This is a genomic window from Aestuariivirga sp., from assembly GCF_037139295.1.
Taxonomy (GTDB): domain Bacteria; phylum Pseudomonadota; class Alphaproteobacteria; order Rhizobiales; family Aestuariivirgaceae; genus Aestuariivirga.
The window spans coordinates 1-7,477 of sequence record NZ_JBAXGR010000133.1 but is presented as its reverse complement, the minus strand read 5'-3'; the positions used below and the strand labels follow the sequence as shown (position 1 = coordinate 7,477).

Annotated in this window: 7 protein-coding genes; all 7 read left to right on the top strand. The window is 62.3% G+C overall.

Annotation, left to right across the window (positions count from 1 at the left end; translation table 11 throughout):
• Window positions 1-18: 18 nt before the first annotated feature.
• The 7 genes from WCJ41_RS19115 to WCJ41_RS19085 all read left to right on the top strand — a co-directional run bounded on the left by WCJ41_RS19115 (window position 19) and on the right by WCJ41_RS19085 (window position 7,428).
• Window positions 19-1,056 (top strand): BMP family protein, encoded by a 1,038-nt coding sequence (locus tag WCJ41_RS19115; RefSeq protein ID WP_336907431.1) that lies wholly within the window; start codon window positions 19-21, stop codon window positions 1,054-1,056.
• Between the two features lie 65 nt (window positions 1,057-1,121).
• Complete coding sequence (locus WCJ41_RS19110) at window positions 1,122-2,669, top strand: ABC transporter ATP-binding protein (protein WP_336907430.1); 1,548 nt, start codon at window positions 1,122-1,124, stop codon at window positions 2,667-2,669.
• Between the two features lie 20 nt (window positions 2,670-2,689).
• Complete coding sequence (locus WCJ41_RS19105; RefSeq protein WP_336907429.1) at window positions 2,690-3,700, top strand: ABC transporter permease; 1,011 nt, start codon at window positions 2,690-2,692, stop codon at window positions 3,698-3,700.
• On the top strand, window positions 3,697-4,632 hold the full coding sequence (locus WCJ41_RS19100) for an ABC transporter permease (protein ID WP_336907428.1): 936 nt from the start codon (window positions 3,697-3,699) through the stop codon (window positions 4,630-4,632). Before WCJ41_RS19105 ends, WCJ41_RS19100 begins: the two co-directional genes overlap by 4 nt.
• A 26-nt stretch (window positions 4,633-4,658) precedes the next feature.
• A complete protein-coding gene (locus WCJ41_RS19095; protein WP_336907427.1) occupies window positions 4,659-5,465 on the top strand; it encodes an N-acyl homoserine lactonase family protein in 807 nt (268 codons plus the stop codon).
• 21 nt (window positions 5,466-5,486) lie between these two features.
• Complete coding sequence (locus WCJ41_RS19090) at window positions 5,487-6,665, top strand: alanine--glyoxylate aminotransferase family protein (protein ID WP_336907426.1); 1,179 nt, start codon at window positions 5,487-5,489, stop codon at window positions 6,663-6,665.
• 28 nt (window positions 6,666-6,693) lie between these two features.
• On the top strand, window positions 6,694-7,428 hold the full coding sequence (locus tag WCJ41_RS19085; protein ID WP_336907425.1) for an SDR family NAD(P)-dependent oxidoreductase: 735 nt from the start codon (window positions 6,694-6,696) through the stop codon (window positions 7,426-7,428).
• Window positions 7,429-7,477: the final 49 nt, after the last annotated feature.

Here is a 7,477-nt window from a genome sequence, read left to right as displayed (position 1 = left end):
AGAATAGGGAGTGAAACCATGAAGACTTTGAAAACCACGATCTCGGCTGCCTTCATCGGGCTGCTGCTGGCAGGCAGCGCTTATGCCGCCGAAGTGAAGTCGATCGCCATTCTCACGCCAGAGGAAGGCACCGACTATGGCTGGAACCAGCAGGGCGTGGATGCCGCCAAGGCAGCTGGTGAAGCCACCGGCGTCAAGGTGACGGTTGCCCAGGGCCTGGGCTATGGCGACGTGCGCCCGACGATGCGTGAACTGGCCTCCGACGGCGCCAGCCTGCTCATCGCGCATGCCAGTGGCTACAATACTGCGGCCCCGGAAATCGGCGCGGAAATGAGCGTGCCGGTGGCCATTGTCGACACGCCGAACGCCCTGAAGAAGGGTCTCGTCGCCGACTATACGCTGAGCGGCCACACTGGAGCTTATCTCGCCGGCCGCCTCGCCGCCAAGATGACGCGCACCAAGACAGTGGGGATCGTCGTCTCAGGCGAACCGCCGTCATGGAACTCGCAGTCCGCCGCTTTCGCGCAAGGTGTGAAGGCTGAGAACCCTGATGTGAAGATCCGCTATGCGGTAATCGGACCGGCCGCCTACAGCGACGCAGCAGGCGGCAAGCGCGTGACGGAGTCGGTCATCGCCGCCGGTGCGGACATCATCTTCGGCCAGGGCAACGGCTCGAGCTTCGGCATGCTGCAGGCAGTGGAAACCACCAAGGCAGCCGACGGCGGCAAGGTCATGTTCATCGACGTGATCGGCGACAAGACGCCCATCGACAAGGGATACCTCCTGTCCTCCGTCGTTTGGAACATCACGCCGGTCTATGTCGCGATGATCAATGACCTGAAGAACGACACCTTCGGCACCAAGAGCTACTCGATCAGCCTCAACGACGACTCGATCAAGCTACTCAAGACCAAGCAGATTCCCGACACGACATGGGACGAAATTTCCAAGCTGCGCGACGACATCATCTCCGGCGTGATCAAGGTGGAGCCGATCTTCGATGCAACGCAGGTGCGTGCATTGATGACCGATGTCGCTGCACCGGCCGCAGAATAATCACTGTCACCGATCCCGGGGGCGGGCCTCCATCCCCGGGATTTTCGAAAGCGTCCGGAGCCTCTGTGAATCCGCCGTCACAAGACATCATCATCCTCGACCAGGTGACCAAGCGGTTCCCCGGCGTGGTAGCCAACGACTCAGTCAGCCTCACCATCCGCAGCGGCGAAGTGCATGTGCTGCTGGGCGAGAATGGGGCCGGAAAATCGACACTCATCGATATGCTCTCGGGCGTGCAGCAGCCTGACGAAGGCCGTATCCTCGTCGATGGCTCGCCCACCCGCATCCAGTCGCCCCGCCATGCGCTCGCCCTCGGCATCGGAACGGTGTTCCAGCATTCGATGCTGGTGCCGAGCCTCACTGTTGCTGAGAACCTGCTGCTCGGCGGGCCTTGGTGGCAGCGCCCGAAATCAGCCGAGCTCAAGGGTCGCGCGGCCGCCATATCCGCGCAGCTTGGTATGTCCGTCGATCTCGATGCGCGTGCCGCCAGCCTGTCGCTGGGTGAGCAGCAACAGGTCGAGATACTGCGCGCCCAGCTTCGCAACAGCCGCGTCCTCATCCTTGACGAGTCGACGTCGATGCTGACGCCCAAGGGCATCGCTGAACTGGGCGCTCTCATGCGCCGCCTCGCGGAGCGCGGGCAGGCCGTCATCTTCATTACGCATAAGCTGAAAGAGGCCGTCGATTTTGGTGATCGCATCACCGTCCTCAAGCTCGGCCGCAAGGTGGGTGAGATCGCTCCCGAGAAAATGCGTTCGCGCGGGAACGATGAGATCATCTCTGACATCGTCGAACTGATGTTCGGCAAGCGCAGCGGAGATCCCGAGACTGTGCAGTACCGCACGCGCCGTGGGTCCAGCGCTGAGCTGCCGCTGATCGAGGTGCAAGGCGTGGAGATTGCACCGGGGCCTGGCCATCCGGGTCTTTTTGGCATCAATTTCAGCGTTGCGCCCGGCGAGGTGCTTGGGATCGCCGGGATCGACGGAAACGGCCAGAAGCAACTGGCCGAAGCGCTGGCGGGCCAGCTTCCCGCCAACGGATCCATCAGGTTGGCCGGAACGGAGCTTGCAGGCATGCCGGTGGGCAGGCGGCGCATGGCGGGCCTGCGCTATCTGACGGATGATCGGCTGGGCGAAGGGACCGTCGGCAGCTTTCCTGTGGCAATGAACTTTTTCCTGAAGGAAGTTGGTGCTCCTCCCTACTGGCTGCGGGGCTTCGAGCGCCCCGGCGCCATCGCGCAGCGTGCCGCAGAACTGATCAAGCAATTCGACGTGCGGACACCCCATGCGGCAACTCCCGTGGGACGCCTTTCCGGCGGCAACATCCAGAAGGTGCTGCTGGCGCGCGAGTTGGCGGATGGCGCCAAGCTCATCGTCTTCAACAAGCCGACCTATGGCCTTGACCTCGCTAACACGCTCAACGCGCGTGAACTGATCAAGGAGGTTGCCGCACGCGGCATCGGCGTGATCCTGATTTCAACCGACCTCGAGGAGCTGCTCGCCTTGTCCGACCGAATTGCGGTGATGGACGCGGGCCGCATCGCAGGCACGATCGCCAATTATGATGGCGCGCGGACATCGGTGGGCCGCCTGATGACAGGCCTTGCCGCATAATGGGCCAGCGCATTCTCCTCATGGTCGGGCCGGTCCTCGTGGCGCTTGTCATCGCCGGGGCCATTCTTGCCGCGGCGGGTGTCGATCCACTCGCATATTATGGATATGTGCTGCAGAGGGGCCTTTTCTCGGCAGTGGGCATTCAGCAGACGCTCACCCGCATGGCGCCGCTGCTGTTCGTCGCCGCGGGCCTCATCATCGCCTTCCGCGCGGGTATCTGGAATCTGGGCACTGACGGGCAATTCCTACTTGGCGCCGTGACCGCCGCGGCGAGTGCGCCGTGGCTCGTCAGCTTCGTGCCGGTGTGGCTGGCGCTCGTCATCAGTTTTATCCTGTCGGCCACGGTAGCCGTCATCTGGTCACTGCTTCCGGCCTTGCTCCGGGCCTACCAGGGTGTGAATGAGATCATCACCACACTGATGATGACGTTTTTGGGCACTTCGCTTGCGAATGTGCTGGTCAAGCTCGTCTTCCTCGATCCTTCGACCACGGTTCCGCAGACCCGTACGCTGCCTGTGGCGGACCGGCTGCCGCGGCTGTTCGGCACGACGGTGAGTTCAGGGCTCATCATGGGCATCATCGTGGTCATCGCCGTGCACGTGATGATGACGCGCACATCCTTCGGCTTGCGCCTGCGCATGGTGGGGGCGAGCCCTCGCGCTGCGGTGCATGCAGGGCTGGGCGTGCCTGGTCTCACCATCGCGGTGTTCGCCCTTTCGGCCGGTCTCGCGGGGCTGGCGGGTGCCGTCGACATCATCGGTGTCCAGGGCAATGTCCGGGCGGACTGGAACCCGGCCTATGGCATGGCGGTCATTCCCGTGGTGTTTCTGGCGCGCATGAACGGCTTTGCCAGCATTGCCTTCGTCTTCCTGTTCTCCGTCCTGTCGATCGGCGGGGAAAGTGCTGCGCGCCGCCTTGGCGTGCCGCAGGACTTCACGCTCGTGTTCGTGGCTATCACGTTGATTGTGCTGGCGCTGGCTGAATATTATACTCAGCATTCAGGGCGGATGCGCAAGCCGGTGACGCCATGAACGCCCTGTTTACCCAGGTGTTCATCAGCGCGCTGTTATTTGGCGCAATCACGGCTGCCGTGCCACTACTGCTGGCGGGGCTTGGCGAGCAGATGTCGGAGAAGTCGGGTGTGCTCAACATCGGCATCGAAGGCATGATGATCAGTGGGGCCTATGGCGGCTTCCTGGGTGCTTATTATGGCAGCTCGCTTTGGCTGGGCTTTCTCACGGGCGGGTTCGCCGGAATGGCGGTGGCCTGCGTCATGGTGTTGCTCTGCGTGCGCCTAGGCCTGAACCAGATCGTCATCGGCATCGGGATCACGCTGGCCTGCGAGGGGCTGACCGCACTGCTGCACCATTTCCAGTTTTCCCGCACCTATCCGCGCCTCGAGGCGGCGGACGTGACCGTCATTCCCTTGCTGTCGGATATTCCGGTGCTTGGGCCTGCGCTTTTCAAGCACCACCTCATCGTCTACCTCGCGGTGGCGATGGTGTTCGTCATGTCCTATATCTATCGGCACACACAGCTCGGTCTCAATCTTCAGGCGGCGGGCGACAAGCCTGCGGCGCTTGACGTGGCGGGCGTAGACGTGGTCCGGACGCGCACCCTGGCGGTAATGACAACGGGCTTCATGGCGGGGCTGGGCGGCGCCTATCTCGCCAACATCGGGGCCGGCATCTTCGTCCCTTACATCACAAATGGTGCGGGGTTCCTTGGCATCGTGCTCGCCATGCTTGCGCGGGGCCGTCCCATTTGGGTGCTGATCGGGGCGCTGCTGTTCGGCGTTTGCCTGTCGCTCACCACCGCCATGCAGGTTGCTGGAATCAACATGCCGACGGACGTGATACAAATGCTGCCCTTCCTCGCCGTCATGACGATGCTTATGATTTTTGGCCGGAGGGCGAGCCTGCCCGCGGCCCTCGGACTACCCTATCAACGCGGCGTGCGCTGAGTGGCGTGCGACAACAGGAGGTCAACGTGTCTGATACCAAGGTCTATCTTCTGGATGGCGGAACGCTGGTCATCGACGGCTACCATGTTTTCTGGAACCGCGGCCCGGCGGGCGAAATCCGCTTTCCGGTCTATTCCATCCTCGTCGAGCACAAGGATGGCCGCTTCCTCATCGACACGGGCTTTGACTATGACCACGTGATGAAGGTGCTGGCCTTCGAAAAGCCCATCCAGTCCAAGGACCAGACCATTCCTGGAGCGCTTGCGCTGCTGGGTCTGGAGCCGAAGGATATCGACGTCGTCGTCAACTCGCATTTCCATTTCGATCACTGCGGCGGCAACAAGTATTTCCCGCACGCCAAGAAAATCTGCCACAAGTCCGAAGTGCCGCAAGCATGCAACCCCGAGCCCTTCGAGCACCTGGGGTATTCCGACTTGAGTTTCTCGGCGGAAGCAGCCGAAGCGCGTGGTGCCACAGCGCAGTTGCTGCCTGGCACTACCCGCGCAAATTCAACCTTCGAGGGAATCGAGGGCGACGTGGACCTCGCCAAGGGCGTCAAGCTCATCTTCACGCCCGGCCATTCTGTCGGGCATTACTCGCTGATGGTGGATTTCCCAAGTCGAAAGCCCATTCTCTTCACCATTGATGCCGCCTACACGCAGAAGAGCCTCGAGACGCTGTGCCAGGCATCGTTCCACATCGATCCGGTGGCCGGTGTCCGCTCCATGCGGCATGTCCGGAAGCTGGCGGAAGACCACGGTGCCGAATTGATGTTCTCGCACGACATGGAGAACTTCAAGACCTACAAGACCGGCACGCAGTTCTACAGCTGATACCGACACGGGAGAACGAACATGCGCTATGCCGACGCTGCCGATCCGGTCATCACCCTCACCGCCGGGCCGGTGAATGCCTATCCGGATGTGTTACGCTCACTCGGGCGCACGGTGCTCTATGACTACGACCCGGCCTTTCAGCTCCATTATGAGCGTGTGGTGGAGAAGGCCTCCAAGGCGCTTCGCATTTCAGGCAAGGCGCTCATCCTGCATGGCGAGCCCGTGCTGGGCCTGGAAGCTGCAGCCGCCTCCATCATCACGCCGGAGGATACCGTGCTGAACCTTGCTTCAGGCGTCTATGGCAAGGGTTTCGGATATTGGGCCAAGCGCTATTCGCCCAGACTGCTGGAGATCGAGGTTTCCTACAATGAGGCCATAGAGCCCGCCGCAGACGCCGCCATGCTGAAGCAGTATCCGGAGATCAGCATCGTTTCGGTCTGCCACCATGACACGCCATCGGGCACGCTGAACCCGATCAACGAAATCGGAAAGCTGGTGCGCGCCCATGGCGCCTATCTGATCGTCGATGCTGTTTCCTCGTTCGGCGGCATGAACACTCACCCGGATGACTGCATGGCCGACATTTATGTCACGGGACCCAACAAGTGTCTCGGCGCGCCGCCGGCGCTTACGTTGATGGCGGTGAGCGATCGAGGCTGGGCGCGGATGAAGGCCAACCCGGCTGCGCCGCGCGCTTCCATGCTGTCGATCCTCGATTGGGAGAATGCCTGGAGCCACAAGGAGGCCTTTCCCTTCACGCCATCGGTGGCCGAGATCAACGGCCTCGATGCGGCGCTCGATTTATATCTGGGCGAGGGACCCGAAAGCGTGTGGGCTCGCCATGCGCTGACGGCGAGAGCCACGCGCGCCGGCGTAAAGGCCATGGGCCTCGAAATCTGGGCCGCCAGCGAAAACATTGCTTCGCCCACCGCTACTGCGGTGCGCACGCCTGCAGGCATCGACGAGGCCGCGCTTCGGCGCGAGGCCCGTGCGCGCTATGGGGTGGTGTTCTCCGCTGGTCGGGGCGAGACATTGGGCAAGCTCACGCGCATCGGCCACATGGGCCCCACCGCTCAGCCCATCTATGCAATCGCGGCACTTGTCGCATTGGGCGGCGCATTGAATGCACTGGGGCACAAGGCGGATATCGGCAAGGGCATTGCTGCCGCCAATGACGTCATCGCATCCGATCACTGAAGCAACACCGCCACGGGAGGCAAAAGATATGAGCAGGAAACTGGACGGCAGGACGGCAATCGTCACGGGCGCGGCACAGGGCATCGGCAAAGCCATCGCCACGCGTCTCGCCGCGGATGGCGCAAAGGTGATCGTCAGCGATGTCAATGGCCCAGGTGCGGATGCCGCCGCGGCCGCTATCGGGCACGGCGCCATTGCCATCACATGTGATATCTCGAAGCCAGACGACGTGGCCAATCTGGTCGCGAGGGCGGGTGCGGTGAATGTTCTCGTCAACAATGCTGCCATCGTGCCGTTCATCGCCTGGGACGATATCGACCTCGATCATTGGCGCAAGCTGATCGACGTCAACCTCACCGGCACCTTCCTGATGACGAAGGCTGTGACCGATAAAATGCGCGCCGCGGCCGTCAAGGGCAGGGTCATAAACATTGCCTCCAACACTTTTTTTGCCGGAACGCCCAACATGGCAGCCTATGTAGCCTCCAAGGGTGGAGTTATCGGCTTCACGCGCGCGGCGGCGACGGAACTGGGCAAGCACGGCATCACCGTCAACGCCCTGACGCCCGGCTTGATTGAAAGTGACGGCGTGAAGTCCAGCCCCCATGCGAATGCCTTTGAGTTCGTCGGCATGCTGCAAGCCCTGCCGGGCCGAGGCCAACCGGAGGACATTGCTGACGCGGTTGCCTTCCTGGCCTCGGATGATGCCCGCTGGATGACCGGGCAAACGCTCAACGTCGACGCGGGTATGGTGCGTTACTAGTCAGTCCGAGCCGCGTTAACCGTTCACCTTCTGCCCGGGCCCGCCCGCC